22 protein-coding genes are annotated in these 25,571 nt (G+C 71.0%); 13 read left to right on the forward strand and 9 right to left on the reverse strand.

Going from position 1 to position 25,571, the window contains the following annotated elements:
• Window positions 1-12: 12 nt before the first annotated feature.
• Together AB0P41_RS22515 and AB0P41_RS22520 are read left to right on the forward strand one after the other, a co-directional pair.
• Window positions 13-840 carry a helix-turn-helix transcriptional regulator gene (locus tag AB0P41_RS22515; protein WP_365933744.1) on the forward strand — a complete coding sequence of 276 codons (828 nt, stop codon included), beginning with the start codon at window positions 13-15 and terminating at the stop codon, window positions 838-840.
• Entirely contained in the window at window positions 837-1,055 is a 219-nt protein-coding gene (locus tag AB0P41_RS22520; protein WP_365933747.1) for a DUF397 domain-containing protein, read from the forward strand. Before AB0P41_RS22515 ends, AB0P41_RS22520 begins: the two co-directional genes overlap by 4 nt.
• Here AB0P41_RS22520 and AB0P41_RS22525 read toward each other — a convergent pair.
• Window positions 1,028-2,134, reverse strand: coding sequence for an alkene reductase (locus AB0P41_RS22525; protein ID WP_365933749.1), 1,107 nt, complete (start codon window positions 2,132-2,134; stop codon window positions 1,028-1,030). The genes AB0P41_RS22520 and AB0P41_RS22525 overlap by 28 nt on opposite strands.
• Window positions 2,135-2,192: 58 nt before the next feature.
• On the opposite strand from AB0P41_RS22525, the gene AB0P41_RS22530 reads away from it, so the two are divergent.
• The gene (locus tag AB0P41_RS22530) at window positions 2,193-2,567 is read left to right on the forward strand and encodes a MerR family transcriptional regulator (RefSeq protein WP_365933751.1); all 375 of its coding nucleotides are present in this window, start codon (window positions 2,193-2,195) and stop codon (window positions 2,565-2,567) included.
• Between the two features lie 182 nt (window positions 2,568-2,749).
• Window positions 2,750-3,676 (forward strand): SDR family oxidoreductase, encoded by a 927-nt coding sequence (locus AB0P41_RS22535; RefSeq protein WP_365933754.1) that lies wholly within the window; start codon window positions 2,750-2,752, stop codon window positions 3,674-3,676.
• A gap of 50 nt (window positions 3,677-3,726) precedes the next feature.
• Here AB0P41_RS22535 and AB0P41_RS22540 read toward each other — a convergent pair whose 3' ends face one another.
• Window positions 3,727-4,611, reverse strand: coding sequence for a hypothetical protein (locus tag AB0P41_RS22540; protein WP_365933756.1), 885 nt, complete (start codon window positions 4,609-4,611; stop codon window positions 3,727-3,729).
• A 204-nt stretch (window positions 4,612-4,815) separates the two neighbouring features.
• Window positions 4,816-7,392 carry a bifunctional FO biosynthesis protein CofGH gene (locus tag AB0P41_RS22545; RefSeq protein ID WP_365933758.1) on the reverse strand — a complete coding sequence of 859 codons (2,577 nt, stop codon included), beginning with the start codon at window positions 7,390-7,392 and terminating at the stop codon, window positions 4,816-4,818.
• 120 nt (window positions 7,393-7,512) lie between these two features.
• Here AB0P41_RS22545 and AB0P41_RS22550 point away from each other — a divergent pair, with 120 nt between their 5' ends.
• Window positions 7,513-8,289 carry an HAD family hydrolase gene (locus AB0P41_RS22550; RefSeq protein ID WP_365933855.1) on the forward strand — a complete coding sequence of 259 codons (777 nt, stop codon included), beginning with the start codon at window positions 7,513-7,515 and terminating at the stop codon, window positions 8,287-8,289.
• Between the two features lie 19 nt (window positions 8,290-8,308).
• On the opposite strand, the gene AB0P41_RS22555 is transcribed toward AB0P41_RS22550, so the two are convergent.
• Window positions 8,309-9,049, reverse strand: a complete 741-nt coding sequence (locus AB0P41_RS22555; protein WP_356709873.1) for a FadR/GntR family transcriptional regulator — start codon at window positions 9,047-9,049, stop codon at window positions 8,309-8,311.
• 243 nt (window positions 9,050-9,292) lie between these two features.
• Here AB0P41_RS22555 and AB0P41_RS22560 point away from each other — a divergent pair, with 243 nt between their 5' ends.
• From AB0P41_RS22560 to AB0P41_RS22585, 6 genes are read left to right on the forward strand one after another with little or no spacing between them, the layout of a single operon-like run.
• On the forward strand, window positions 9,293-10,654 hold the full coding sequence (locus AB0P41_RS22560) for an MFS transporter (RefSeq protein WP_356709875.1): 1,362 nt from the start codon (window positions 9,293-9,295) through the stop codon (window positions 10,652-10,654).
• Window positions 10,654-12,390, forward strand: a complete 1,737-nt coding sequence (locus AB0P41_RS22565; protein WP_365933760.1) for a dihydroxyacetone kinase family protein — start codon at window positions 10,654-10,656, stop codon at window positions 12,388-12,390. Before AB0P41_RS22560 ends, AB0P41_RS22565 begins: the two co-directional genes overlap by 1 nt.
• Complete coding sequence (locus AB0P41_RS22570) at window positions 12,390-12,890, forward strand: ribose-5-phosphate isomerase (RefSeq protein ID WP_356709879.1); 501 nt, start codon at window positions 12,390-12,392, stop codon at window positions 12,888-12,890. The genes AB0P41_RS22565 and AB0P41_RS22570 overlap by 1 nt, the downstream gene beginning before the upstream one ends.
• On the forward strand, window positions 12,890-13,693 hold the full coding sequence (locus AB0P41_RS22575; protein ID WP_356709881.1) for a triose-phosphate isomerase family protein: 804 nt from the start codon (window positions 12,890-12,892) through the stop codon (window positions 13,691-13,693). The genes AB0P41_RS22570 and AB0P41_RS22575 overlap by 1 nt, the downstream gene beginning before the upstream one ends.
• On the forward strand, window positions 13,681-14,475 hold the full coding sequence (locus AB0P41_RS22580; RefSeq protein ID WP_365933762.1) for a sugar phosphate isomerase/epimerase family protein: 795 nt from the start codon (window positions 13,681-13,683) through the stop codon (window positions 14,473-14,475). The genes AB0P41_RS22575 and AB0P41_RS22580 overlap by 13 nt, the downstream gene beginning before the upstream one ends.
• A complete protein-coding gene (locus tag AB0P41_RS22585) occupies window positions 14,475-15,344 on the forward strand; it encodes a phosphogluconate dehydrogenase C-terminal domain-containing protein (RefSeq protein WP_356709885.1) in 870 nt (289 codons plus the stop codon). Before AB0P41_RS22580 ends, AB0P41_RS22585 begins: the two co-directional genes overlap by 1 nt.
• 193 nt (window positions 15,345-15,537) lie before the next feature.
• Here the strand turns inward: AB0P41_RS22585 and AB0P41_RS22590 are convergent, their stop codons facing one another.
• The 5 genes from AB0P41_RS22590 to AB0P41_RS22610 form a co-directional block, all read right to left on the reverse strand.
• Window positions 15,538-17,022, reverse strand: coding sequence for a penicillin-binding protein 2 (locus AB0P41_RS22590; protein ID WP_356709887.1), 1,485 nt, complete (start codon window positions 17,020-17,022; stop codon window positions 15,538-15,540).
• Window positions 17,023-17,158: 136 nt separating this feature from the next.
• Complete coding sequence (locus AB0P41_RS22595) at window positions 17,159-18,004, reverse strand: LLM class F420-dependent oxidoreductase (RefSeq protein ID WP_356709889.1); 846 nt, start codon at window positions 18,002-18,004, stop codon at window positions 17,159-17,161.
• 78 nt (window positions 18,005-18,082) lie between these two features.
• Complete coding sequence (locus AB0P41_RS22600; RefSeq protein WP_365933765.1) at window positions 18,083-19,651, reverse strand: APC family permease; 1,569 nt, start codon at window positions 19,649-19,651, stop codon at window positions 18,083-18,085.
• Window positions 19,652-20,010: 359 nt separating this feature from the next.
• On the reverse strand, window positions 20,011-21,933 hold the full coding sequence (locus tag AB0P41_RS22605; RefSeq protein WP_365933767.1) for an AMP-dependent synthetase/ligase: 1,923 nt from the start codon (window positions 21,931-21,933) through the stop codon (window positions 20,011-20,013).
• A 109-nt stretch (window positions 21,934-22,042) separates the two neighbouring features.
• The gene (locus AB0P41_RS22610; protein WP_365933856.1) at window positions 22,043-23,320 is read right to left on the reverse strand and encodes an acetyl-CoA C-acetyltransferase; all 1,278 of its coding nucleotides are present in this window, start codon (window positions 23,318-23,320) and stop codon (window positions 22,043-22,045) included.
• Window positions 23,321-23,394: 74 nt separating this feature from the next.
• Between AB0P41_RS22610 and AB0P41_RS22615 the strand changes: the two genes are divergently transcribed.
• Together AB0P41_RS22615 and AB0P41_RS22620 are read left to right on the forward strand one after the other, a co-directional pair.
• Window positions 23,395-24,717: a 3-oxoacyl-ACP reductase gene (locus tag AB0P41_RS22615; RefSeq protein ID WP_356709896.1), complete on the forward strand. Its 1,323-nt coding sequence runs from the start codon at window positions 23,395-23,397 to the stop codon at window positions 24,715-24,717.
• A gap of 4 nt (window positions 24,718-24,721) precedes the next feature.
• The gene (locus AB0P41_RS22620; RefSeq protein ID WP_365933769.1) at window positions 24,722-25,567 is read left to right on the forward strand and encodes a MaoC/PaaZ C-terminal domain-containing protein; all 846 of its coding nucleotides are present in this window, start codon (window positions 24,722-24,724) and stop codon (window positions 25,565-25,567) included.
• Window positions 25,568-25,571 lie beyond the last annotated feature (4 nt).

Genomic DNA, 25,571 nt, shown 5'->3' on the forward strand with positions numbered 1-25,571 from the left:
GGGAGGACCGCGATGACCCAGGCGTCGGCCGAGGTGGACGAGGAGTCGGGGCGCGCCGCGCTGGGCCGGGCCCTGCGGTATCTCAGGGAGCGGTCGGGGAAGTCGCTCGGCCAGCTCGCGGCGGAGACCCGGTACGACAAGAGCTATCTGTACCGCCTGGAGACGGGCCAGCGGCTGTCCAAACTGGCGGTGATGGAGGACCTGGACCGGCACTACGAGACCGGCGGCCTGCTGGTGCAGCTGTGGAAGGTCGCCCGCCGGGAGGTCTTCAAGGACCGGTACAAGGAGTTCATGCGGCTGGAGCCGACGGCGCGGATCATGCACGTGTTCACACTCGGAGTACCGGGCCTTCTCCAAACGGAAGAAGTAGCGCGCGAGTCGTTGTCCGGTGCCCAGGAAGTCCCGGAAGACACCGAGCTGGTGGAGGAGCAGGTGGTGGCACGCATGGGCCGGCAGCAGCTGCTGCACCGCAAGCCCGCCCCGTCGGTCCGGATCATCATCGACGAGTACGCGCTGCGCCGCCCCGTCGCGGACGCCAAGATGTGGGACGAACAGCTGACGCATCTGATCGACGCAGCGGAACTTCCGTCGGTGGTCCTCCAGGTGCTCCCCTTCTCAGTGGGTTCGCATCACCTCATGGACGGCTCCCTGACCCTGCTCTGGCAGGAAGACGGAACCTCGATTGCCTACACGGAGGGCAACGGGTGTGCCGAGCTCATCGAAGAACCGGCGGCAGTGACGCGTTACCGGCTGTCCTACGATCGGCTACGGGACCGGGCGCTGCCCCCGCCGGAGTCCATCGGGTTCATCAGGGGCGTCCTGGAGGAGCACAGATCATGAGCCGTATCCCCGACCTCGGAACCGTGGTGTGGCGCAAGTCCAGCTACAGCGACGGCGGAGCGAACAACTGCCTCGAAGTAGCCGACGGCTTCCCCGACCTGGTGCCCGTCCGAGACAGCAAGGCCCCCACCGGCCCCGCCCTCACCATCACCGCGCCCGCCTGGACCGCGTTCGTCGCCTACGCGGCTCATCCCACGGCGTCCAGCGTCGGATAGTCCGTGTAACCCGTCGCCCCGCCCACGTACATCAGGTACGCGTCCCGGACCTGGTTCACCGGCGCCCCCGTGCGCATCCGGCGGATCAGGTCCGGGTTGGCGAGGAAGGGGCGGCCCAGCGCGATCACGTCCGCTCCGGCAGCCAGCAGCCGCTCGGCGTGGGCGATGCCGCCGTCCTCCGGGATGCGGTCCTTCGGCAGGACGGGGTTGGCCATCAGCATGCCCTGCCAGTCCTTACGGATCCGCTGGAAGACGGGGTCCTCCGGATCGGCGTATCCCACGTGCAGATAGGCGAGGCCCGCCCCCGCCAGGGCCGCGAGGAGCGCCGGGTAGATCTCCTCGGTGTCGCCCTCCACCATCCCGTTGACCGTGCTCCACGGCGATACGCGCAGACCGACCCGCTCGGGACCGATCGCCGCCGCCACGGCCTCCACCACCTCCACGACGAAGCGGACGCGGTGGTCCACGGACCCGCCGTAGGCATCGGTGCGACGGTTGGTCCCCTGGCCCAGGAACTGGTGGAGCAGGTGGCCGTTGGCACTGTGCACCTCGACGCCTTCGAAGCCCGCCTCGATGGCGTTGCGGGCCGCCGAGGCGAAGTCGGCGACGGTGGAGGCGATGTCCTCGGTGGTCATCTCGCGGGGCACGACCGAGGGCACGCGCCCGGCCGGGGTGTGGATCGTCTCCGGCAGCGCGATCGGCGAGGGGGCGACCGGCGTCAGTCCGCTGGTGTCGGGATGGCCGGCGCGCCCGCCGTGCTGGATCTGGAGGAACATCCGCCCGCCCTCCGCACGGACCGCGACGGTGACCCGCCGCCACCCGGCGACGTGGGCCGGGCTGTGGATCGCGGTGATGTTCGGGTACGTCTGCCCCACGGCGTTCGGCGTGGACGCCTCCGCGATGATCAGCCCCGCCGAGGCGCGCTGCGCGTAGTACGTCGCCATGAGCGGGGTCGGGACGCCGTCCGCGGTGGCGCGGTTCCGGGTCAGCGGAGCCATCACGAGGCGGTGGGGAAGGGTGAGGGGACCGAGTTCGACGGTCTCGAAGAGCTTCGCGGGAGAAGTGGCTGCGTTCGTCATGCCGGAACGGTAAGAATTGACACCGGTGTCAGGTTCAAGTCCCGGAGGCGAGAAAACGATGCGGATCGGCGAGCTGGCCACACGTACGGGCGTGAGCGAGCGCTCCCTGCGCTACTACGAGACCCAGAACCTCCTGACGGCCGACCGCACCCCCGGAGGCCACCGCGACTACGCCGAGAGCGCGGTGGACCGCGTGATCCGCATCCAGGAGTTCTACGCCGCCGGGCTGTGCAGCTCGAAGATCGCCGAGCTGCTGCCCTGCGTACGGGACGCGGACGGCGGCCCGTCCGAGATCGCCACCCCGCGCCTGGTCAGCGACCTCTCCGTGGAGCGCGAACGCATCGACCGGAAGATCGACGAGCTGCGGCGCTCCCGGGAGGTGCTGGACGACGTGATCGCCACGGCGGCGGGCGGGACCCCGAGCGAACGCTGAGCTAAGCGCTCCTCCCGTCCCCCGGCGTCATCATCGGCTCGTCGGAAGGACGGACCGGGTCGCGAGTCCGCCGAAAAAGGGGACACAGGGTGTCGGGTATGACGCCGAGCATGGTTTCACCGGTCGTCGGCGACGACATTCATGGACCGGGGAGTACAGCAGGCCAGGACTCGAGGAGATTCATGCCCGACACTTCCACACCCGCACTCCACGGAAAGACCGCCCTGGTCGCAGGCGCCACCCGGGGCGCCGGGCGCGGTATCGCCGTTCAGCTCGGCGCGGCGGGTGCGACCGTGTACGTCACCGGGCGCACGACCCGGGAGCAGCGATCGGAGTACGACCGGCCCGAGACGATCGAGGAGACCGCGGAGCTCGTCACCGCCGCGGGCGGTACGGGCATCGCGGTTCCGACCGACCACCTGGTGCCCGAGCAGGTCCGTGCGCTGGCCGGGCGCATCGATGCCGAGCAGGGGCGGCTCGACGTACTCGTCAACGACGTCTGGGGCGGCGAGCGGCTGTTCGCCTTCGACAAGCCGGTGTGGGAACACGACCTCGACGACGGACTGCGGCTGCTCAGGCTGGGTGTGGAGACGCATGCGATCACCAGCCACTTCCTGCTGCCCCTGCTGGTGCGGCGGCCGGGCGGGCTCGTGGTCGAGATGACCGACGGAACAGCCGCGTACAACGCGGCGAACTACCGAAACTCCTACTTCTACGACCTGGTCAAGAACAGCGTGCTCCGCATGGCGTTCGTCCTCGCCCACGAGCTGGAGCCGCACGGCGGGACCGCTGTGGCCCTCACCCCGGGCTGGCTCCGCTCGGAGATGATGCTCGACACCTTCGGCGTGGCGGAGGAGAACTGGCGCGACGCGCTGACCGAGGTGCCGCATTTCTGCATCTCGGAAAGCCCGGCGTACGTGGGCCGCGGGGTCGCCGCTCTGGCCGGGGACACGGACCTGGCCCGCCGGAACGGGCAGTCACTGTCCAGCGGGCAGCTCGCCCAGGAGTACAGCTTCACCGACCTCGACGGTTCCCGCCCCGACTCCTGGCGCTATCTCGTCGAGGTCGCCGACGCCGGGAAGCCGGCCGACGCGTCGGGGTATCGCTGACGGTCAGGCCGGGGGGCGTTGGTCGCTTCTCGGCTGAGGAACCGAGCCGCCTACTCCTCGGCGAAGACGTCCTCGGCCGACCGGGCGGTGGGGGCCCGCAGGAGCCAGCGGTGCAGGGTGTCGAGATCGCCGCAGGTGGTGATCCGCTCACGCGCCTCGTCCGATACGTCGACGCCCGCTTGCGCGAGGAAGAGCAGGATGCCCTGAGCAATGCCTTCCGTCCGGCCCTCGTTCCGGCCCTCGTCCCGGATTTCCTCTGCCATGAAGGACTTGTAGAAAGAGAGGTCCACGGCCACCAGGTTCCTCCACTGTTGTGCGGCCGGGCGGTTGCCCAGGCCTTGCGCGGTGAGTTCGACAAGGGGATCGGCGATGATTTCCGGTACGTCCCGCAGAGCGGTGGACAGCGTTTTCAGTATGGCACCGATGTCCGGATCGGCGGCATGTGTGATCGCCGCAAGCGTGGTGAGTGCCAGATCCTTGCGGGCCTCGGCGACATCGGTGATCACCGGCATGTTGTGCGGGCCCGCGACGAGGGGCCGCAGGGTGAGCGCGGGCCACTGGCGGGGGCCGATGGAGACGGGAGCGGAGGCCCATTCCGCCGTCGCACGGTCCTGGCAGACGACCAGCAGCAGCGGCGGGAGCCGGTATTTCGTGTGGAGATAGGACAGGTAATAGGCCCAGCTCGCCGGCTTGTCCGTGTCCTTCTTTCCTTGGGCCTCGATGGCCAGGAGAAGCGGCTCGTCGTGCTCCGTCTCCAGCCGAAGCAGGGTGTCCACCCGCCGCTCCAGGGGCCGGTTCTCGGTCAGGTCGGTAGGCATCACGGTGACCGAGACGGGTGGGGCGATCGTGATCCCCAGCACTTCCGAGACGCGGGAGAACAGGCCCGGGTGCTCCTGGAAGATGCGGTGCATCGCCTCGTGGGGCGAACTGACCATGCAGGGCTCCTGCGAGTGGCGTGATGCTCGAAGCGCCCCCGAGCACAGGTTGGTTCTTGCCAGGAGCATATGTTCGCACTGCCGCCCAGACCCGCCCCAAAGAGACGTATCACCCATGTGAGTGACGCACTCCGTGCGTCAGTCGCGAGCAGCCGCTTCCGGAGCCCCGTCGTGCGGCTCCGGAAGCGGCGGCCAGGGCTTCCCCTACTGCGGCAGCACCGGCAGCAGCTCCGGCAGGTGCCCGTCCGACGCCGCCGCGGCCTTGACGCGTTCCTCCGGGACCTCGCCGTACAGCGTCGTGCGCGGCTTCGCCGGGCGGCCTGCCAGGTCGGCGATGGCCACGAGGTCCTGGATCGAGCGGTACGAGCCGTAACTGGAGCCCGCCATGCGGGAGATGGTCTCCTCCATCAGCGTCCCGCCGAGGTCGTTCGCGCCCGAGCGCAGCATTTCGGCTGCACCCTCCGCGCCGAGCTTCACCCAGCTGGTCTGGATGTTGGTGATGTGCGGGTGGAGCAGCAGGCGGGCCATCGCGGTGACGGCCCGGTTGTCGCGGTCGGTGGGGCCCGGGCGGGCGATGCCCGCCAGGTAGACCGGGGCGTTGGTGTGGATGAACGGCAGCGTCACGAACTCCGTGAAGCCGCCCGTCTCCTGCTGGAGGCGGGCCAGCGTCCGGAAGTGGCCGAGCCAGTGGCGGGGCTGGTCGACATGGCCGTACATCATCGTGGACGAGGAGCGCAGGCCCGTCTCGTGGGCCGTCCTGATGACCTCCAGCCAGTCGGCCGTCGGCAGCTTGCCCTTGGTGAGGATCCAGCGGACCTCGTCGTCGAGGATCTCCGCCGCGGTGCCTGGGATCGAGCCGAGGCCGGCTTCCTTCGCGGCCGTCAGCCAGTCGCGGATGGACATGCCGGTGCGGGTCGCGCCGTTGACGACCTCCATCGGCGAGAAGGCGTGGACGTGCATGCCCGGTACGCGTTCCTTCACCGCTCGCGCGATGTCGAAGTACGCGGTGCCGGGCAGGTCCGGGTGGATGCCGCCCTGCATGCAGACCTCGACCGCGCCGACGTCCCATGCCTGCGCCGCGCGGTCGGCGACCTGGTCCAGGGACAGGGTGTAGGCGTCGGCGTCCGTACGTCGCTGGGCGAAGGCGCAGAAGCGGCAGCCGGTGTAGCAGACGTTGGTGAAGTTGATGTTCCTGGTGACGATGTAGGTGACCTCGTCACCGACCACGTCCCGGCGCAGGGTGTCAGCGATCTTGCACAGCTCGTCCAGCGCAGGCCCGTCGGCGTGGAGCAGGGCGAGGGCCTGGTCGTCGGTGAGCTTGGTGGGGTCGTCGGCGGCCTGGCTCAGGGCCTCGCGTACGTCGGTGTCGATGCGGGACGGCACCATGCCGGGGGCGGCGGCCTCGCGCAGGGCCTCCCAGTCGCCGTACACCTCGTCGAAGTCGTCGCGGCGGTCGCCGGTGCGGCCCTCGGTGTCGATGGTGCGGTGCAGGTCGGTGCGGCCGGACGAGCCGAACTCCTCGTCGGGCTCCTGCCAGGGCAGCCCGGCCGGAATCACGCCCTCCCTCGCGAGACCCGTCTCCGGGTCGGCGAGCGCGCGGACGTGCGGGAGGAGGCGGGGGTCCAGCCAGGGCTCGCCGCGCTGGATGAACTCCGGGTAGATGGTGAGGCGTTCGCGCAGCTGGAAGCCGGACTCGGCGGTGCGGGCCGCGAGTTCGTCGACGTGCGGCCAGGGGCGCTCGGGGTTCACATGGTCCGGGGTGAGGGGCGAGACACCGCCCCAGTCGTCGATGCCCGCGCCGATCAGCAGCGCGTACTCGGCGTCGACGAGATTCGGCGGGGCCTGGATGCGGGCCGAGGGGCCGAGGATGTGGCGGGCGACGGCGATCGCGGCGGCCAGCTCCTCCAGTTCGGCGTCCGGCATCCCGCGCATCGCAGTGTCGGGCTTGGCGCGGAAGTTCTGGACGATGACTTCCTGGATGCCGTGGTAGGCACGGGCCGTCTTGCGCAGCTCGAAGAGGGAGTCGGCCCGCTCCTCGTACGACTCACCGATCCCGATCAGGATGCCCGTGGTGAACGGCACGTTGGACCGTCCCGCGTCCTCCAGCACCCGCAGCCGGACGGCCGGCTCCTTGTCCGGGGACCCGTGGTGCGGTCCGCCCTTCTCCGACCACAGCCGGGTCGCCGTCGTCTCCAGCATCATGCCCATGGACGGCGCGACGGGCTTCAGCCGCTGAAGGTCCGTCCACGTCATCACCCCGGGGTTCAGGTGCGGCAGCAGCCCCGTCTCCTCCAGCACCCGCACCGCCATGGCCCGCACATACGCCAGGGTGTCGTCGTAACCCTCGGCCTCCAGCCACTCCCGCGCCTCGGGCCATCGGTCCTCGGGCCGGTCGCCGAGCGTGAACAGGGCTTCCTTGCAGCCCATTCCGGCGCCCTTACGGGCGATGTCGAGGATCTCGTCCGGCGACAGGAACATCCCGTGGCCCGCGCGCCTGAGCTTCCCGGGCACGGTGACGAAGGTGCAGTAGTGGCAGGTGTCCCGGCAGAGCCGGGTCAGCGGGATGAAGACCTTTCGGGAGTACGTGATCACTCCCGGCCGGCCCGCGGCTTCGAGACCCGCGTCCCGGACCCGGGCGGCGGACGCGGCGAGATCGGTCAGGTCGTCCCCCCGCGCCTGGAGCAGGACGGCGGCCTCTGCCACGTCGAGGGCGACACCGTCGCGGGCCCGCCGGAGGGCACGCCGCATGGCGTTGGTCGTGGGGCGCTGAGGAACGGTCATGATCCGAGCATACGAGCGCGTCACTCCTTCCGGACCAGGGCCTCTTCCCCGCGTAACCGCCGTTCGACCACTGGCGCCTTGGCCGTTATGTCCCGCTTGCCCCGTAGGCTCGGGGAGGTGATGGAAACGATCGTCTTCGACATCGGAGAGACCCTCGTCCGCGACGACCGCCACTGGGCCTCGTGGGCCGACTGGCTCGGGGTCCCGCCGCACACCGTCAGCGCCCTGGTCGGCGCCGCCGTCGCACAGGGCCGCGACGGCACCGACGCGTTGCGCATCCTGCGTCCCGGCATGGACGTCGGGGAGGCGTACCACGCCCGGGCGGCGGCCGGGCGCGGTGAGCACCTGGACGAGAGGGACCTCTATCCCGACGTCCGCCCGGCGCTGGCCGAACTGCGCGCGCTCGGCCTTCGGGTCGTCGTGGCGGGCGACCGGACGGCGCGGGCGGGAGCGCTGCTGCGGGCCCTGGACCTGCCGGCCGACCTGGTCGTCACCTCGGAGGAGTGGGGCGTCACCAAACCGGACCGGGAGTTCTTCGCCCGCGTGCTGGAGGTGTCGGGCGCCGCGCCGGAGGCCACCCTGTACGTGGGGGACCACCCCGCCGACGACCTCTTCCCGGCGAAGTCGTCCGGACTGCGGGCGGCCCACATCCGCCGTGGCCCGTACGGACATTGGTGGGCGGACCATCCGGACGTGCTGGAGACGGCGGACTGGCACATCAGCGCCCTGACCGAACTGCCGGGTCTGCTGGGCGGAGCCGCGCGGCGGAGGCCGGCCCCGGACCGGCCCGAGGAGCCGGTGCCGCGCGAGGAGCCGGTGCCAGGCGAGGGGCCGGAGCTAAGCGAGGGGCCCACCCCGCCCGAGGATTCAGCCCCGTCCGAGCACGTACGGGCCTGAGTCCCGCGCCCCTGCGCTCCTACTCGTCGGACCCCCGCAGCGACAGCCGCAGCCGGTCGCTGGCCAGCCTCATGTGCTCGGCCATCGCCGCGTCCGCGCCCTCCGGGTCGCCCGCCCGGATCGCGTCGAGCACGGCCCCGTGCTCGTGCAGCGTCCCGCTGACCGTGCCCTCGATGTCTCCCGCCCGCTCCATCCACACCTGGAGCAACGCCCGGATGGAGTGCAGGATGTCGCTGAGCACCGTGTTGCGGGCGATGTTCGCGGTCTCCAGGTGGAAGGCGATATCGGCGTCGATGAACGCCTTGACGTCCGTCCCCGCCTCCCGCATCCGCTCCAGGTGCTCCTCCAGCCGCTCGACGTCGGCCTCGGACGCCCGGTCCGCGGCCAGCCGCGCCGACATGCCCTCCATGAAGGTGCGGACCTCGACCAGGTCCTGCGTGCGGCGCTGACCGAGCATCAGGCCCCAGTTGATGGCCCGCGGCAGGAACTCCGAGGTCCCCTCACGGACGTACGAGCCCGAGCCGGGCCTGATCTCGATGATGCCCAGGACGTCCAGCGCGGAGAGCGCCCCGCGCACGCTGGACCGCGCGACGCCGAGGGCGTCGGCGAGCTGGCGCTCGGCGGGCAGGCGCGTGCCCGGCTTCAGGTTCCCCTCGGACAGGTGATCAAGGAGCCGCTTGGCCACCTCACTGACCGAGGACTCCCGCACGACGGGGCGCAGGAGAGACGTGAAATCGGGCGCTTCGGGCTGCGTGGACACGCTGACCAGTACATCAGACGGGGCGGCGGAACCCCGGAGCGGGCGGACGATAACGCGCTCATCGGCCCAGGAGAAGAGCTCAGGGGAGCGACCTACGTCACTTTGGTAAATTGGTGACCAATTTAGGATCCAGGGCTAGCTTGGAGTTGTTCACCGGCCGGAAACACAACCTTCCACGGTTCGCCTTCGCCTGCCGGAGCAGACACGGAATCGGACAAAGCGGTCCGCAAGCGAGGAGTCTCCATGGGCGCCACTGCGCATTCAGCGATCGAGAGATCAGCGATCAAGAAGGTCTCGGTCCGGCTCGTCCCCTTCGTGGCCCTGATGTTCTTCGTGAACTACCTGGACCGGACGGCCGTCTCCTTCGCCGAGCCCAACGGCATGGGGCAGGACCTCGCCCTCACCGCCGCGCAGTTCGGCTTCGCCTCCGGGGTCTTCTTCATCGGCTACATCATTCTCGAAGTGCCCAGCAACATGGCGCTGCACAAGTTCGGCGCCCGGCGCTGGCTGGCCAGGATCATGGTGAGCTGGGGCATCGTCGCCCTCCTCTTCACCTGGGTGCAGAACAGCGAGCAGCTGTACACGCTCCGCTTCCTGCTCGGTGTCGCGGAGGCGGGCTTCTTCCCCGGCGCGATCCTCTTCCTCAGCCAGTGGGTGCCCTCCCGGCACCGTACGAAGGTGCTCGGCCTCTTCTACCTGGCGCAGCCCCTGACCACCGTCATCGGCGCCCCGCTGGCCGGCTGGTTCATCAACCAGCACGGGCTCTTCGGCCTCGAGGGCTGGCGCGTGATGTTCCTCGGCGTGTCCATCCCGGCGATCCTGCTGGGTGTCATCGCCTGGTTCTACCTGATCGACAAGCCGGCCGACGCGAAGTGGCTGACCGCCGAGGAGCGGGACTGGCTGACCGCGGAGCTCGCCGCCGAGAACGCCGGCAAGACCGGCGCGGGTGAGAAGGCCGCCCACGGCAAGGAAGCCCTGAAGGCCGCCTTCACCAACAGCCGCGTCTGGATCCTCGCCCTCATCTACTTCGGCTTCATCTACGGCCTGTACGCCCTCGCCTTCTTCCTGCCGACGATCATCAACGGCTTCCAGGAGCAGTTCGGCACGACGTTCAGCGTGATGGACAAGGCCCTGATCACGGCCATCCCGTATCTTCCGGCCGCGATCGTCCTCTACTTCTGGTCCCGCCACGCCACCAGGCACGGCGTCCACACCTGGCACATCGCGGGCCCGGCCGTCGTCGGCGGGATCTCCATCCCGGTCGCCCTCTACATGGGCTCACCGGCCGCCACGGTCGCCGTCATCACCGTCACCGCCTGTGCGATCTTCGCCGCGCTGCCGGTCTTCTGGTCCGTCCCCTCGCAGTTCCTGACCGGCGCGACAGCCGCGGCCGGTATCGCCCTGATCAACACCGCGGGCAACGTGGCCGGCTTCGCCGCCGGTTACGTCACCGGCTGGCTGAAGGACTTCAGCGGTGCCTACTACCTGCCGCTGTTCCTCGTCGGGGCTTTCATGCTCATGTCCGCCGCGCTGATGCTGTGGCTCGCCAACCGGTCGAAGGGCCGGGGAGCGAACCAGGGCCGGCCCCTCGCAGAGGTCCGCTGATGACCCGCCTGTCCAACGACCCCGCCGCCTTCGCCGACGAGGCACTCGAAGGCTTCGTCGCCGCCCACCCCCGCAGGGTCCGCCAGGTCCCCGGCGGTGTGGTCCGGGCCACCCGCACCGCCCCCGGCCAGGTCGCCGTGGTGGTCGGCGGCGGCTCCGGCCACTACCCGGCCTTCTCCGGGCTGGTCGGCCAGGGCCTCGCCCACGGCGCGGCCGTCGGCAACGTCTTCGCCTCCCCCTCCGCCCACCAGGTGCGCCAGGTCGCGCGAGCCGCCGAGACCGGCGGCGGCGTCCTCCTCGCGTACGGGAACTACGCCGGCGACGTCCTGCACTTCGGCCAGGCCGCCTCCCGGCTCACCGCGGAGGGCATACCCACCCGCACGCTGGGCGTCACGGACGACATGTCCAGCGCATCCCCCGCCGAGGCCCACAAGCGCCGCGGTGTCGCCGGTGACCTGGTCGTCTTCAAGGCGGCCTCGGCCGCTGCCGAGGCCGGACTGCCGCTGGACGAGGTGACCAGGATCGCCGAGCTGGCGAACGCCCGTACCCGGTCCTTCGGTGTCGCGTTCTCCGGCTGCACCCTGCCGGGCGCCGACCACCCCCTGTTCAGCGTCCCCGAGGGCCGGATGGCCGTCGGCCTGGGCATCCACGGCGAGCCCGGAATGGGCGAGCAGCCCGTACCGACCGCGGACGAGGCGGCCGAACTCCTGGTCTCCACCGTGCTCGGCGAACTCCCCGAGGGCGTCGACTCGCCACACGGGCAGCGTGCGGCGGTGATCCTCAACGGCCTCGGCTCGGTGAAGTACGAGGAGCTGTTCGTCGTCTACCGCCGGATCGCCCAGCTCCTCGCCGAAGCCGGTGTGGAGGCCGTCGACCCCGAGGTCGGCGAGCTCGTCACCAGCTTCGACATGGCCGGAGTCTCGCTCACCCTGTGCTGGCTCACCGACGAGCTGGAGCCCCTGTGGACGGCCCCGGCCGACGCCCCCGCCTACCGCAAGGGCACCGTCGAGGCGGCGGACCTCTTCGTACCCGACCCGGCGGCGGAGACCGCCGAGGAGTCCGTCCCGCCCGCCACAGACGCCTCCCGCGAGGCCGCCCGCACGGCTCTCGCCGCCCTGCGCGTCCTCAAGGAGACCGTCGACGTCCACGCCGATGAGCTCGGCCGGATCGACGCGGTCGCGGGCGACGGCGACCACGGCATCGGCATGCAGCGCGGCTCCACCGGGGCGTACGAGGCGGCTGCCCGCGCCGAAGCGCTCGGCGCCGGTGCAGAAACGCTTCTGCACCGGGCCGCCGACGCCTGGGCGGACCGGGCCGGCGGCACCTCCGGCGCACTGTGGGGCGTCATGCTCCGGGCGCTCGGCACCGCGCTCGGCGACACCGAGCGGCCCACGGCCCCCGCCGTCGCCACCGGGGTCGCCCGGGCCGCGGCGGGCGTGATGGAGCTGGGGAAGGCGGAGGTCGGTGACAAGACCATGGTCGACGTCCTCGTCCCCTTCTCCTACGCGCTCACCGCCGCCGCCGAGGCGGGGCAGCCCCTGGCCACCGCCTGGGACACCGCCGCGCACTCCGCGTCCGCCGCCGCCGAGGCCACTGCGGACCTGCTTCCGCGCATGGGTCGCGCCCGCCCGCACGCCGAGAAGAGCCTCGGCACCCCGGATGCCGGAGCCCACTCGCTCGCCCTGATCGTCCGTGCCGTGCACGGCGTGTTCGTACCCACACTGGAGAACCACTGATGTCCGAGAAGCGGTCCGAGAAGCCGTCCGAGAAGCTCCGTGTCGTCGTCGGCTGCGACGACGCCGGTTACGCGTACAAGGAAGCCCTCAAGAAGGACCTGGAGGCCAGCGGGCTCGTCGAAGCCGTCACCGATGTCGGCGTCGACGCGGACGGGCACACCGCCTACCCGAAGGTCGCCATCGCCGCCGCCGAGATGGTCGCGCGCGGCGAGGCCGACCGCGCCCTGCTGGTCTGCGGCACGGGCCTCGGCGTGGCCATCGCCGCCAACAAGGTCAAGGGGATCCGGGCCGTCACCGCCCACGACTCCTTCTCCGTCGAGCGCGCGGTCCTCTCCAACAACGCCCAGGTCCTCACCTTCGGACAGCGCGTCGTCGGCCTGGAGCTGGCCCGCCGGCTGGCCTCCGAGTGGCTGACGTACCGCTTCGACGAGGCATCGGCGTCCGCAGCCAAGGTCGCACTGATGGACGACTACGAGAACAAGCAGGAAGCCGCAGCCTGATGTCCCCCGCGCAGAACCCCCAGGGCCCCCGGGTCACGATCGGGGTGAGCCTGAAGATGTACTTCGGCCACCACGAGACCCTCAACTGGGCCCGCAGCATCGCGGATCTGGCCGCCCGGCACCCCGCCGTCACCGGCGGTACGGCCGAGCTGTTCGTGCTGCCCGCCTTCCCCGCACTCGTCCCGGTCACCGGCATCCTCGCGGGCACCCGGGTGCGGACCGGGGCGCAGGACCTGGCGACCGAGGACTCCGGCCCGTACACCGGCGAGGTCAGCGGCGCGCATCTGCACGAGATCGGCGCCCGCTACGCCGAGGTCGGGCACGCCGAGCGCCGCCGCCTCTTCGGCGAGGGCGACACCGTCGTCGCCGCCAAGACGGCCGCCGCCCTGCGCAACGGGCTGACCCCGGTGCTCTGCGTCGGCGAACTCGACCAGGTGTCCCCCGACGAGGCGGCCGCCCGCACGGTCGCCGAGGCCGAGCGCGTCCTGGCCACGGCGGCCCACGACGGCCCCCTCGCCCCGGTCGTCCTCGCCTACGAACCGCAGTGGGCCATCGGCGCCCCCCGGCCCGCCTCGCCCGAGCACATCCGTACGGTCTGCGAGGCCCTCACGGCCTGGCTCGCCACCCAGCCCTCGCTGTCCGGCAGCCGCGTCATCTACGGCGGCAGCGCGGGCCCGGGCCTGCTGACCGAGCTGGGCCAGTGTGTCGACGGCCTGTTCCTCGGCCGCTTCGCCCACGACCCGGCAGCCGTGGAACGCATCCTCGACGAGGCACGGGAAGGAGCCGCCACGTGTACGGCCTGAGCACCTACGCCTTCTTCTGGCGCATCTCGGACAGGTCCCCCCGGCCCCTCACCCTCGACGAGATGCTCGCCGGGACCCGTGAACTGGGCGGCGAGGTCTTCCAGATCTGCGACTACCCGCTGATCGAGTCGTACGACGACGAACAGCTCGACGCCCTGCGCGCCACCGCCGCCGGCCTCGGCATCACGCTGGAGCTGGGCACCAGGGGCGTACGCACGGAACACCTCGCCACCTACCTCCGCATCGCGCGGCGCCTGGGCGTCACCCTGGTCCGCTCCATGCTGAACACGGCGGAGCACCGCCCGACGGTCGCGGAGGCCACGACGCTCCTGCGCGAAGCCGTCCCCGCCTACGCGGCGGCAGGCGTCACGCTCGGCCTGGAGACCTACGAACAGGTCTCCACCGACGACCTGTTGTCCGTCGTACGCGGTGTAAACAGCCCGAACCTCGGCGTCGTCCTCGACCCGGGCAACAGCGTCGCCCGGCTGGAGCGCCCGGTGGACGTCGTCGACGCCACCGCCCCCTACGTGGTGAACATCCACGTCAAGGACTTCTCGTTCTCCCGCCGCGACGGCTGGGTCGGCTTCACCTACGCCGGCTGCCTTCTCGGCGAGGGCCTCCTCGACTACGACCACATGATCCGTGAGGTCGGTCCCGACGAGCGAGGCATCAACCAGATCGTGGAGCACTGGCTCCCCTGGCAGGGCGATTTCGAGGAAACCGCCCGCCTGGAGGACCAGTGGACCCGGCACAGCATCAACACCCTTCTGAGGAGCAAGTAATGGCCACCGGATCCAGGACCGTCGCCGTCATCGGGGCCGCAGGCAAGATGGGCCAGCGCGTCTCGAACAACCTGGTCAAGAGCGACTTCACCACCCTCTTCGCCGAGAACTCCCCCAAGGGCCAGGAGCTGATCCGCGAGCTCGGCCGCGAGCTGACGGACAGCGCCGACGCCGCCGCGCAGGCCGACGTCGTGATCCTCGCCGTCCCGGACGTCGTCCTCGGCACGGTCTCCGAGCAGCTCGTCCCGGTCATGAAGCCCGGCGCGATCCTGCTGACCCTTGACCCGGCCGCCGCGTACGCCGGCCTGCTGACCCGCCGCGCGGACGTGCACAATGCCGTCGCGCACCCCTGCCACCCGTCGGTGTTCCTGGAGCGGACGACGAAGGAGGAGTGGGCGGACACCTTCGGTGGCATCGCCGCCCCGCAGGAGGTCGTCGCCTCCTTCGAGCCCGCCGCCGAGTCCGCCGACCCGGCGGCGCAGGAGCTGGCGGAGGCCGTCATCTCCACCATGTACGCCCCGGTCGTCGAGGTGCACTGGGTGACGGTCAAGCAGCTCGCGGTCCTGGAGCCGACCCTCGTCGAGACGATCGCCTGCATGGTCGGCGCCCTGCTGACCGAGGCCCTGCACGAGACGGTCCACACGGTGGGCGTCCCGGAGAAGGCGGCCCGCGCGATGCTGCTCGGCCACACCCAGGTCGCGCTCGCCAACACGCTCAAGGGCTCGAACCCGTTCTCCGACGCGTGCCTGATCGCGATGGACTACGGCCGCGAGTCGATCGTCCGCGACGACTGGAAGAACGTCTTCAAGGACGACGAGCTCGACAAGGTCATCACGCGGATGCTCAAGATCAAGGAGATCAAGCGCTGACCCGGTCCTGACGCGGGCACACCGCACAGGCCCCACACGAACCGGCCGGGCTCTCCATCAGGGGTGGAGAGCCCGGCCTTTCCGCGCGTCTTCTCCCACCTCACACCCGGCCGCCCCATAACCGTCATTGGGAAGCTGCGGACACCGAAACCGGGCACAGCGCCCGCATTTCGGTCCGCAACCTCCCAGCGACCTACTTGCCCAGGACCGCCTGCATGACGTCCTTGGCGATCGGGCCTCCCAGGCCGCCGCCGGAGATGTCCGAACGGGAGATGTCCATCGCCGTCGGGTCGATGAACACCGCGACCGCCACCGACCGGCCGTCGGAGTTCTTGCCGTACGAGACGAACCAGCCGTACGGGACTTCCTTGCTGACGTCGTCGCCGCGCTGGGCCGTACCCGTCTTGCCGCCCACCGTCACACCGTCGATCAGGGCGCGCTTCGCGCTGCCCTCCTTGGCGGTGAACTCCATCATCTCCTGGACCTTCTTGGCCGTCTCCTCGGAGACCGCCTCGCTCTTAAGCTGCGGCTCGTGCTCCTCAAGCGTGGAGAGGTCCGGGCCGTCCAGCTTGTCCACGATGTACGGCTGCATCAGCTTGCCGTCGTTGGCGAGGGCCGCCGTGACCATGGCCATCTGCATCGGGGTGCTCGTGAGGCTGCCCTGGCCCATGCCGGTGAGGGCGGTGCCGGGCTTGTCGAGCTTCTCGGGGTAGAGGCTCTTGGTGGCGAGCATGTCGCCGAAGGCCTCGGAGTAGACGTCCTCGTTGAAGCCGAACTTCTCGGCGGTCTCGCGCATGCCCTGGTCGCCCACCTTGAGGGCGGCGTCCAGGAAGACGTTGTTGCAGGAGTACTGCATGGCCGTCTTCATCGACGCCTTGTTGCAGACCGCGTCGCCGGCCTCACTGCTGATCGTCCTCGACGACAGCGGCAGCTTGTACGGGGAGGCCGCGTCGGTGCGGGCGTCGATGTCCGTGACGACGCCGTGTTCCAGGGCGGCGGCGGCCGTGAGGATCTTGAAGGTGGAGCCGGGCGGGAAGGTCTCGCGCAGCGGCCGGTTGGCCAGCGGCTTGCCCTTGTCGTCGACCAGGGCCTGGAACTTGTCGCCCTCCTTGAAGGAGTTCCCGGCGAAGACCGAGGGGTCGTACGAGGGTGTCGAGACCAGGGCGAGGACCTTGCCGGTCGACGGCTCGATGGCGACGACCGCACCCCGCGCGTCCAGGTCGGTCAGGCCCTTGTAGCCCGCCTCCTGCGCCTTCGGGTCGATGGTGGTGACCACGTTGCCGCCGCGCCGCTTCTCACCGGTGAGGATGTCCTTGGCCTGCTGGAAGGCGAAGCGCTCGTCCTGGCCGCTGAGGACGCTGTCGTACGTGTTCTCCAGGAGGGACATGCCCTGCGCCTGGGAGGCGTAGCCGGTGACAGGGGCGTACATCGGCCCCTGCTTGAACGTCCGCTGGTACTTGAAGTCGGTCCCCTCGACCGCCTTCGACCCCGTGATCGCCTTGCCGCCCACGATGATGTCCCCACGGGGGGTGGCGAACTGGGTGATCTTGACCCGCCGGTTGTGCTCGTGGGTGGCCAGCTCCTCGCTCTGCGCGTACTGGAGCCAGTTGGTCCGTATCAGCAGAGCAAGCATCAGCAGCCCGCAGAAAATGGCTATGTGCCGCAACGGCCTGTTCATCGTGCTCCCGCTCCCAGGCAGCCGAGCACACACGCACACGGGCCGCACCATCGATGTCCGGAGGTGATAGATGCGATTTTAGCGTCGATGGTTGCACGGGAAGGTCACGGCCCATGGCCACCGGGCAACAGTCGCCTCACAAATGGGTGGCGTACGCGTCCAGGGCGCGCAGCACCTCCGCCTCCCCGGCCGGGGGCAGCTGGAGGACGACCTCGTCGACACCGAGGTCCGCGTAGTACGCCAGCTTTCCCGGCGAGGGCCGGACGGCGTAGGGCACCACCTGGAGCTGTTCCGGGTCGCGGCCGGCCTCCTCCCAGGCGGCGCGCAGCTTCGGCACGGACTCCGAGAGGCCGCGCCCGCCGATCGGCAGCCAGCCGTCCGCGTCCCGGGCGATCTGCGCGAACAGCTTCGGTCCCGCACCGCCGCCGATGAGGGTGCGCGGGCCGTTCACCCGGCCGCGCGGCGCCTGCACCGGCTTCGGGTGGGCGTGGCTCGCGCGTACGGATCCGAACTCACCCTCGTACGCCGTCGGTTCCGCGGCCCAGAGGGCACGCATCAGGGCCAGCCGGTCGCTGCCGAGGGCCCGCCGGGTCGACCACTCCACGCCGTGGTCGGCGGCCTCCTCCACATTCCAGCCGAAGCCGATGCCGAGCGTGAACCGGCCGCCGGAGAGGTGGTCGAGCGTGGCGGCCTGCTTCGCCAGGTCGATGGGGTCGTGCTGGGCGATCAGCGTGATGCCGGTGCCGAGGGCCAGCCGCTCGGTGACTGCGGCGGCCTGCCCCAGGGCGACGAAGGGTTCGAGGGTGCGGCCGTACTCGGGCGGCAGTTCGCCGCCCGCCGGGTACGGGCTCTCCCGGCTCACCGGGATGTGGGTGTGCTCGGGCAGATAGAGCCCGGCGAACCCGCGCTGTTCCAGCTCGCGAGCGAGCCGGACCGGTGTGATCGTCTCGTCGGTGAGGAAGATCGTTGTGGCGATCCGCATGCGAGGCACCTCCGTCGTCGTCCGTGGCCGTCCCAACGTATGCCGTGCGGCGGGTGAACCGGAGCCCCGGCCGGTGATTCAGTCCCGCACGACCAGCGCGGGGGTCTCCTTCGTCAGCACCTCACCCCGGAAGAACGCCGGGCCCCGGCGCCGCATGGCCTCCATCAGCACCACGCCGAGCAGCAGCAGCCCGACGCCGATGACGAAGACGGAGCCGACGCCGAACACGGACGAACCGGAGCCGTAGGCCGGGTCCCACATGTCGTACAGGGTCTTGCCGAAGACCGCCGTGAGCAGGATGCCGCCGACGACCGGGAACAGGCCCTTGAAGACGAGGTCGCGGGCGGAGCGGGTGAGGTCGGCGCGGAAGTACCAGGCGCAGGCGAAGGCCGTGAGCGCGTAGTAGAAGCAGATCATCAGGCCGAGCGCGTAGATCGTGTCGACGAGGACGTGCTCGCTGACCAGGGTCATCACCGTGTAGAACACCCCGGTCGCGACACCCGCGACGACCGTGGCCCTGCCGGGCGTACGGAAGCGGGGGTGGACCTTGGCGTACGAGGCGGGCAGGGCCTCGTACGCCGCCATCGCCAGGACCGTGCGCGCCACCGGGATGAAGGTGGTCTGCAGGCTCGCGGCGGCCGAGGCGAGCACCGCGACGAAGAGCAGGATGCCGAGGCCGGGGCCCATGACCGGGCCGGCCAGAGCGGCGAAGACGTTGTCGGAGGTGTCCGGGTTGGCGAGGCCGAGGCCCGAGCCGCCGGTGCCGACGGCCATCTGGGCGGCGATGCCGGTGGCGAGGTAGGAGCCGACCAGGACGACCATCGCGATGAGTGCGGCGCGGCCGGGGGTCTTGTCGCTGCCGGTGGTCTCCTCGTTGGCGGTGAGGCAGGTGTCCCAGCCCCAGAACATGAAGATGGAGAGGGACAGCCCCGCCGTGAAGGCGGCGAAGGACTGGACGGCGAACGGGTTCAGCCAGGACCAGGAGAAGTCCGTCGAGGTCGCGGCGAAGTCACCGCTGCCCGCCTTCTGCACGGCCATCGCGACGAACACCGCGAGGACCACGAGCTGGAGGGCCACGAGGGTGTACTGGATGCCCTTGGTGGCCGTCATCCCCCGGTAGCTGATGGCCGTCGCCACGGCGATCAGGAGGAGGCACGTGAGGATGTGGACCGGCTTGCTGTCGTCCAGGGCGGCCACCGAGTCGCTGCCGGTGATCTCTCCGGCCAGCAGCCAGAAGTAGGAGGTGGCCACGCCCGCGAGGTTCGACAGGACGATGATCGTGGCGATCACCAGCCCCCAGCCGCACATCCAGCCCAGGCGCGGCCCGAAGGCCTTCACCGTCCAGGTGAACGAGGTGCCGCAGTCCGGCACGGCCTTGTTGAGCTCCCGGTACGCGAAGGCCACCAGCAGCATCGGAAGGAACCCGGCCAGGAACACGGCGGGCATCTGCGCGCCGACCTCACCGGCGGTGGAGCCGAGGGTGGAGGTCAGGCAGTACACCGGGGCGACGGTGGAGATGCCGAGGACGGCGCTGCCCATCAGGCCGACGGAGTTCCCGCCGAGCCCCTTCTCGCGTACGCCACCGTCGGCCGGGGCGCTTCCCCGTACCGTGTCTCCGGCCTGTGGCCGCGCGTCCAGCTCAGTCATGGAGAGGACGCTATGCGCTGCGTTTTCCACATCCGGAGGATGAGACTCCGACGTCTCACCCTTGTTTAGCCATGCCAGGGCGGGAGTTCAGCTCATGAATTGAAAGCGTCAGATGAACATAACCTTTCATTCAATGAGCCACAGAGGGGCACGCAGGCGTACGGGAATCGCACCACCGCCCCTTTTGTGGTGATTCAAAATTTGTCCGTCGCCTGCCCCCGGCTGGAGGGCACCCCCGTTGGCGCGGCGCGAGGCGCAGGACGACAGATCGCCCGGTGCCTCGCGCACCGCCGGTGACGACAGCCGTCCCGCCCTTGAGCACTGCCATGGCTCCTCCGCTCCGCGGGTGTTCCGCCTCGCTACCGCCTGCGGTACAGCTCCTCGATCTCCGCGTCGAAGTCCCGGATGATCGCGTCGCGCTTCAGCTTCAGCGACGGCGTGAGGTGACCGCTCTCCTCCGTGAAGTCCTCGGGCAGGATCGTGAACCTACGGATGGACTCCGCGCGCGAGACCAGCCGGTTGGCCTCGTCCACCGCGCGCTGCAGCGCCGCGCGCAGCTCCTCGTCCTCGACGAGCTCGCGCAGGGGGATGCCCTCCTTCTTCCGCATCCGGCGCCAGTGCGCGAGGCCGTCGGGCTCCAGGGTGATCAGGGCGCTGATGAACGACCGGTTGTCCCCCACGACCATGCACTGGCTGACCAGCGGGTGGGCGCGCAGCCAGTCCTCCAGCGGGGCGGGGGTGACGTTCTTGCCGCCGGACGTGATGATGATGTCCTTCTTGCGGCCGGTGATCGTGAGGTAGCCGTCCTCGTCCAGGGCCCCCAGGTCGCCCGTCGCGAACCAGCCGTCCTCCGGAGGCGGCGTGGCCTCGCCGCGCTCGGTGTCCCAGTAGCCCCGGAAGACCTGGCCCCCGCTGAGCAGCACCTCCCCGTCGTCCGCGATCCGCACGGCGGTGCCCGGCAGCGGCCAGCCCACCGTGCCCAGGCGGGGCTTGAGCGGCGGGGTGACCGTGGCGGCGGCGGTGGTCTCGGTCAGGCCGTAGCCCTCGAAGATCTGCATGCCCGCGCCCGCGTAGAACGCGGCGAGCCTGCGTCCCAGCGGGGAGCCGCCGCAGATCGCGTACCGGACGTGGCCGCCCAGCGCGGCCCGGATGCGCCGGTAGACCAGCGGGTCGTAGAGGGCGCGGGCGGCGCGGAGCCCCAGGCCCGGGCCGGGGCCCGTGCCGTGTTCGGCGGCCTCGACCGCCTCGCCGTAACGCCGCGCGATCCGGGCCGCACGGTCGAAGGACGAGGCACGGCCCATCTTCTCGGCGGTGGCCCGGCCGGTGTTGAAGACCTTCTCCAGTACGTACGGGATGGCCAGCAGGAACGACGGCTTGAAGCCGGCCAGATCCGCGAGCAGGTCCTCCGTCCGGATGGACGGCGCGTGCCCGAGGCGGACCCGCGCGCGCAGGCAGCCGATCGCGACCATCCGGCCGAAGACGTGCGAGAGGGGAAGGAACAGGAGGGTGGAGGCGGGGTACTTGGAGACGGACTTGAAGACCGGGTGGAGCAGTTCGATGGCGTTGTCGACCTCGGCGAAGAAGTTCCCGTGGGTCAGGACGCAGCCCTTGGGGCGGCCCGTGGTGCCGGAGGTGTAGATGAGAGTGGCGGGGCTGTCCGGTTCCAGGGCGCTCCGCCGGGCGGTGACGGCCGCGTCGGGCAGGTCCTTGCCGAGCGTCTTCAGCCGGCCGATCGCACCCGTGTCGAACTGCCACAGATGGGCGAGGTCCCCGAGCTGCTGCCGCTCCTGGCTGACCAGCCGCCCCTGCTCCTTGCTCTCCACCGCGCAGGCGACGGCGCCGGAGTCCTGGAGGATCCAGCGCGTCTGGAAGGCCGAGGAGGTGGGGTATATGGGCACGGTGACCAGCCCGGCCGCCCAGGAAGCGAAGTCGAGCAGCGTCCACTCGTAGGTCGTACGGGCCATGATCGCGACCCGGTCACCGCTCTGGAGGCCCTCCGCCACCAGGCCCTTGGCGACGGCCAGGACCTCGGCGGCGAACTCCGCGGCGGTCACGTCCTGCCAGCTGTCGTCGGCCTGCTTACGGCTGAGTACCGCCTCGGACGGGGCCTCCCGGGCGTTGTCGAAGGGGATCTCGGCGAGCGAGCCGCGTCGCACGGCCGGCGCGAGCGGCGGCACGGAGACTTCCCGTACGGAGCCGTCGGCCGCCCTGACCTTGGTCGGCTCGACCAGGACCGGAACGGCGGGCGCGGCGGGTACGGCGGCGGGGGCGGGCGTGGTCATGAGCGGCTCCTCGACATGGGGTCCGGCGCCGGCCCGTCCCTGGGGTCCGGCGCCGAGGCGGCTGCTGGGTGCGCGGGGTCGTTCACGTACGGATGGCGGCAGACGGGGTTCAGGGGCGTTCCAGGACGGCGGTGACCCCCTGGCCGCCCGCCGCGCAGATCGAGATCAGGCCCCGGCCGGGTGCCTCACGTTCGCCGAGGAGCTTGGCCAGGGTCGCCACGATCCGGGCGCCGGTCGCGGCGAAGGGGTGGCCGGTGGCGAGGGACGATCCGACCACATTCAGCTTGTCCCTGTCGACGGGCGCGAGTCCCTGCTCCTCCCAGGACGCCAGAGTGGCGAGAACCTGGGAGGCGAAGGCCTCGTGGATCTCGAAGAGGTCGAAGTCCTCGATGGTGAGCCCGGCGCGCTCCAGCATGCGCGGCACGGCGTACGCGGGCGCCATCAGCAGCCCGTCCTCGCCGTTCACGTGGTCCACGGCGGCGGTCTCGTACAGCGACAGATATGCCAGCGGTTCGAGGTTGTGCGCCTCGGCCCACTCGTCACTCGCCAGCAGGACGGTGGCCGCGCCGTCGGTGAGCGGGGTCGAATTGCCCGCGGTCATCGTCGCGTCGGGGTGGTCCGCGCCGAACACCGGCTTCAGCGTGGCGAGTTTCTCCACCGTGGAGCCGGGACGCAGGTTCTGGTCGCGGTCCAGGCCGAGATACGGGACGACGAGGTCGTCCAGGAAGCCGCGTTCGTACGCGGCGGCGAGCCGCTGGTGGCTGGTGGCTGCCAGCAGGTCCTGGTCCTGGCGGGCCACCCCCCACTTCCGGGCCGTGAGAGCCGCGTGCTCGCCCATCGAAAGGCCGGTGCGGGGCTCGGAGTTGCGGGGGATGTCCGGGACGAGGTGCCCGGGACGTACGGCGGCGAGCGCCTTGATCCTGGCGGCCGTGGACTTGGCCCGGCGCGCCTCCAGCAGGATCCTGCGCAGCCGGTCGTTGACCCCGAGGGGCGCGTCGCTCGTGGTGTCCGCCCCGCCCGCGATCGCCGAGTCGACCGCGCCGAGCGCGATCTTGTTGGCGGCGGCGACGACGGCCTGCAGCCCGGTGCCGCACGCCTGCTGGATGTCGTACGCGGGCGTGCGCGGGTCCAGGGCGGATCCCAGGACCGTCTCGCGGGCCAGGTTGAAGTCCCGGCTGTGTTTGAGGACCGCGCCGGCGACGAACTCGCCGACCTGCTGTCCCCGCAGGCCGAAGCGCCCGACGAGTCCGTCCAGCGCGGCGGTCAGCATGTCCTGGTTCGACGCCTGCGCGTACGGGCCGTCGGAGCGTGCGAACGGGATACGACTGCCACCGATGACCGCCACCCGGCGCGGCTGCGGAAGTGCGAGGGGAATCAACTCGACCAGCTCATCTCGACAACTCCTGACCCTTGAGTAACCTTACTCTGGAGTAAATCTACGACCGAGCAGGAGTCCAGACAATGGCCGACCGCTATCTGCACTTCACCGGCACGGCACCCGGCCGCTTCCTGACCCGCAGGCTCGGCCTGCCGCAGCCCGCCCCGCTGCGCCGCTGGACACTGGAAACCCCGTCCCTCGACGGGCCGTTGCTCCACCTCACCGCAGGCAGCTCCGACCGCTCCGGCACGCTCGGCCCGGTGCTCGCCGCGACCGGCCTGAAGGTCACCGACCGGTCCGGACGCCCGGCCGCCGTGGTCCTGGACGCCACCGGCGTCACCACTGCCGCGGGACTCGCCGGCGTACACGCCGCCCTCCACCCCGTCGTACGGTCACTCGCCGGCGGCGGCCGGGTCGTCGTCCTCGGCACCACGCCGTCCCCCGACGACCACCACCAGGCGGCGGCGCAGCAGGCCCTCGAAGGGTTCGTACGCTCACTCGGCAAGGAGATCGGCCGGGGCGCCACGGCGCAGCTGGTGCGGCTCGCGCCCGGGGCGGACGCCGCCTCGGCCGAGTCCACCCTCCGCTTCCTGCTCTCCCCCCGCTCCGCCTACGTCAGCGGCCAGGTCGTCGAGCTGACCGCCGACGCGCCCGGCGAGGTCGCCGACTGGGCGGCGCCGCTGTCCGGGCGCACCGCACTGGTCACCGGGTCGGCGCGCGGCATCGGCGCGTCCGTCGCCTCCGTCCTCGCCCGGGACGGCGCCCAGGTGATCTGTCTGGACGTCCCGCAGGCCGAGGAGGAGCTCGTCCGCACCGCGGACCGCCTCGGCGCCACCGCCCTGCCGCTGGACATCACCGCACCGGATGCCGCCGGCCTGATCGCCGCCGCCGTCCCCGACGGCCTCGACATCCTCGTCCACAACGCGGGCATCACCCGCGACCGCAGGCTCGCCAACATGCCGGCCGACCGCTGGGCCTCCGTCATCGACGTCAACCTCGACAGCGTCCTGCGCACCACGGACGCCCTCATCGGATCGGGCACCCTGCGCCGCGGCGGCCGTATCGTCGCCACCGCGTCCATCGCCGGGATCGCGGGCAACAACGGCCAGACCAACTACGCGGCCAGCAAGGCAGGAATCATCGGCCTGGTCCGCTCCCTGGCCCCGCGCGCCGCCGCCGAGCACGGCATCACCGTCAACGCCGTCGCGCCGGGCTTCATCGAGACGAAGATGACGGCCGCCGTGCCCCTCTTCATCCGGGAGGCCGGGCGCCGGATGAACTCCCTGTCCCAGGGCGGCCTTCCGGTCGACGTCGCGGAGACCACCGCCTGGTTCGCCCAGCCCGCCTCCGGAGCGGTCAACGGCCAGGTCGTGCGGGTCTGCGGCCAGAGCCTGCTGGGGGCCTGACGCCATGACCGGCCTGAGCCTCTCGCTCGTCCGCGGAGCCGTCACCTCCCCCTTCAAGCGGGCGGGGCGCCCCGGCGCCACCCTGCCCCCGGCCCGCGAGGTGATCCCGCCCCGACGCACGGCCCCCGGCCCCCTCACCGCGTACAGCAGGGTCTGCGGATTCGCCGAACAGGGCCCCCTGCCGCTCACCTACCCGCACGTCCTGGGCTTCCCCCCGGCCATGCGGCTGATGACGGACCGGAGCTTCCCCCTGCCGGTGCTCGGACTGGTCCACACCTGGATCGAGATCACCGGACACCGGGTGCTGCACCCGTCGGACGAGCTCGAACTCACGGTGTACGCCGCCGGACTGACACCCCACCGGCGCGGCACGGAGGTCACGATGGTCACCGAGGCGCGGCTCGCGGGCGAGCTCGTCTGGGAGTCACGCAGCGGCTACCTCTCCCGGCATGCGACCGGAGCACCGGCGTCCCCGTCCAAGGCGCCGCCGGAGACGCCACCGGAGGCGCCGCCGGAGCTGCCCGCCGTGGCCGATTGGCGGCTGCCCGCCGACCTCGGGCGGCGGTACGGGGCCGCGTCGGGTGACCGGAACCCCATCCACCTCCACCCCCTGACAGCACGGCTCTTCGGCTTCCCCCGGCACATCGCGCACGGCATGTGGACCGTCGCCCGCTGCCTGGCGGAGGCCGGGGACGGGAGCGACGCGGGCCGAGGGGGCCGGATCAGCTCCGTGCGGGCGGACTTCAGGGCACCGGTCCTGCTGCCCTCCACCGTCACGTACGCCTCCGACGGCACCGCCTTCCAGGTGCGCGGAGGCAGCCGGGTCCACCTCACCGGGACGGCTGCGTAGCGTC

Source organism: Streptomyces sp. NPDC079167 (assembly GCF_040686735.1).
In the GTDB taxonomy this organism is placed as follows: Bacteria; Actinomycetota; Actinomycetes; order Streptomycetales; family Streptomycetaceae; genus Streptomyces.